Raw genomic sequence first — 2,806 nt, forward strand, 5'->3', positions numbered from 1 at the left:
GACCAGAAGTGGTTCGACGTCTACCTGAGCCGCACCGCCTACGTGCCGGGCAAGGTGACGATGGACGACTGGAACCAGCTCCGAGAGATGCTCGGCCAGCCGGTGCTCGCCACCGGTGGGCAGGGACCTTCCGGCTTCATGCCGCTGTATCCGTGGGAGAAGGCACTCAAGCTCTTCCCGACGAACCCGAAGGTGACCGCCGGCGCGCGCGCGAAGGACCTGCCGGTCTCCTTCACCGGCGTCGCACGGGCCGAGTCGAACTTCGACTATGAGGACGTCACCTGGGGCGACGCCGCGAAGAGCGCCGCGACGTGGGACAAGCTGGATGGAAAGCGCGTCGCGATGCGCGTCGTCATCCGCAGCACCGACAACCAGTACCAGCTCCCGGAGCTCGCAAAGGGCGAGTACACGCCCTTCACGGTCACCGGCCCCGAGGGAACCGACTCCGGCGGGCTGCCGATGCGGATGTACGTGAAGAAGGGCAGCAAGGCCGAGCGCGCGGTGCGCCAGGCGAAGTCGTACAGCTCGGGGACGCCGGAGCAGTGGTACGTCATCAAGGGGGTGGCGCGCGGACAGCGGCAGCTCATCGCCGAGATCATCGAGCGCGCCGACTGAGGGTCCAGCTCGTGCTGGCTCACGGCGGACGGGGCGCCTCGGTGTCCTGACCGCAGCCCGCGTTTCCGGAGGATCATTTCCACGTGGAGCCACTGCCAGGCGAGGTGATGGACGTCGTCGGCACCGTGAAGTCGTTGTCGAAGGTGACGTTCACGGGTGCCGAGGTCCCCAGGTTGTTCAGGGTGTCATACGCCTTGGCCGTGAGGACCTTGGCCCCATTGGGCAGGCTCCGGGTGTTGTAGCTGAAGGAGTACGGCGCGGAGGTGTCGGTGCCCAAGTTGATGGCACCGGCGAAGAAGACCACCAGGGAACGGGCGAGAGAAGAGAGGCAGAGGAGGGCTGCTGACGAGTGCCGGAGGGCCGAGTGCCACGTGGGAGCGCCCACCGCGCAGCCCTAGAGGGTACACGCCTGCTCAAGCCGCCCTCCCATGAGGAGGCGGCAGGCGATGGGCCACTGCTGCTTATGACTCAAACCCACGAGTCCTGGGGTGGCCCCCGCGCCGGGGCCAACCTCCCAGGCAGCGTGGGCAGTCCCAGGTGCTCCAGGATGGCACGCACCCCACCGAGAGCCGTCAGGTACGACAGCACTCGCCGCCTGCCCACACACTTGACGCACGCGAAAGGTGTCCAGCGCGAAGCTCCTGCGCAGCAACCCTGCCCAGTCCAGTCGCGGCGTCCGCTAGGAAGCGCAGCGCGGGCAATGCGGCCTCCCCCAGGAGCTGGAGTCCTTCGCGTGCCGTGCGAGCGATCAGACTGTGGTGATCGCTCAGCATCACCGCCAGCTCCGGCACGGCGGGAAGGTGCTTGCCGAAGGACAGGGTCCGGATGGCGTGGACCCCATGGCCTGGCTCCGGATCCTGCAGGAGCTGACGCGTGAGCTCGAGATACGACTCGCGCGGCACCAAGTCGCGCAGGAGCCTGTCTGAGCAGCGACGGATCGTCGAGGGCCCGCGTCGTCACCGCCGCGACGAGTTCCTCTCGCAGCGCCGGGGCACGGATCTGGGCAAGCAGCGCCACCCGTACCTCGGGGGTTATTTACTTGAGGCCACCCGAGGTGGGTGGCTGGCCGGGCGGGATGACGGGCACGTAGCACGTGCTCTCGAACGTTCGCCCGCTGAGTGCCTCACACTTCTCACGCTCCACTTCCACAACAACCCAACAGCCCCCTTTGAGAGCAATCTGCTGCTTGTGAGGACACCGGCCTTTGGCATTCGGACGCGTCTGACCTGGCAGCGGCTCGGGCAGAGCGTCCTCCGTCAGTCCCTCCGGGATGCGAGACGCGGGAGCGTCCAAGGTCGACAGGGACGCCGCGACCTCGCCCAGCCCCACCGGACCCGCGTCCGCCTTGCCGGCCTCTGCCACCTCCTTGCGTGCGACGGAGGGCCTTTCCTCGGACGTTTCAGGCATGACCCACCACGCCAACACTCCCAGCACCGCGGCCGCTGCCACGAGCCTGTGCCGCTCGGGCCATACCTGCTTTCGGAGCCTCTTGGCCTTGGCCAAGCCACCCGCATGCGCAGACGACTCGAGAGCTTGCACCTCCACCTTGGCCCTCGTGGAGTCCTTCTCAGCCGCGGCCACTTCCTCGTGAGCTCTCGCCGGGGGGCCCTGCTCTTCCTCGGCTGAGCTCGTTTGAGCGCTCTCCACAGCCAGGCTCTGTGCAGCCTGCTCCAGCGCCTCGGCCAGCTCCGCAGCGGTTCCACGCTCCTTGGGGTCCACCGAGAGCATTCGCAGGATGAGCGCTCGAAGCTGCGGCTCCACACGCTCGGGGAGCTGAAGCGCGGCAGGAGCAATCACCTTCTCCAGGTGCCAGAGGCCGTTCTCATCCTTCGTGGGCTCGCAAAACTCCGGGTATTCGCCGGTGACCAGCCGGCACGCAGTCACTCCCAGCGAGTAGAGGTCATCGGCTGGCCCGGCGGCATAGCGGGCCGTGGAGTTTCTGCTGAACTGCAGCTCGAACAGCCACGACTCTGGGGAGCGATAGGCCGGAGTTCCTGGGAACCCCATGGGGGGCGTGAGGGTATAGGCACCCTGAAAGGTTCCCGTGCCGAAGTCGAGGAGCCACGCGTGGTGGTCGGCGCGCCGCACCAGCACATTGGCTCCCTTCACGTCTCGGTGGACACCGCTCTCGGCGTGCACAGCCTCGAGGGCCCGCGCCAGCTGGGCCAGCACCCGGAGCACCTCCGCAGAG

General features: G+C 67.6%; 3 protein-coding genes. 1 reads left to right on the top strand and 2 read right to left on the bottom strand.

All coding sequences use genetic code 11. The annotated features are described in order from the left end of the window. The coding region (locus tag VD972_RS41645; RefSeq protein ID WP_324994972.1) for a hypothetical protein at nucleotides 1–615 on the top strand (615 nt) is incomplete at its 5' end. 73 nt (nucleotides 616–688) lie between these two features. Here VD972_RS41645 and VD972_RS41650 read toward each other — a convergent pair. Together VD972_RS41650 and VD972_RS41655 are read right to left on the bottom strand one after the other, a co-directional pair. After that, the gene (locus VD972_RS41650; protein ID WP_324994974.1) at nucleotides 689–1,000 is read right to left on the bottom strand and encodes an Ig-like domain-containing protein; all 312 of its coding nucleotides are present in this window, start codon (nucleotides 998–1,000) and stop codon (nucleotides 689–691) included. Between the two features lie 650 nt (nucleotides 1,001–1,650). Further along, on the bottom strand, nucleotides 1,651–2,806 hold a 1,156-nt coding region (locus tag VD972_RS41655; RefSeq protein ID WP_324994976.1), incomplete at its 5' end, for a serine/threonine protein kinase.

It is taken from the genome of Hyalangium sp. (genome assembly GCF_035629615.1).
In the GTDB taxonomy this organism is placed as follows: Bacteria; Myxococcota; Myxococcia; order Myxococcales; family Myxococcaceae; genus Hyalangium.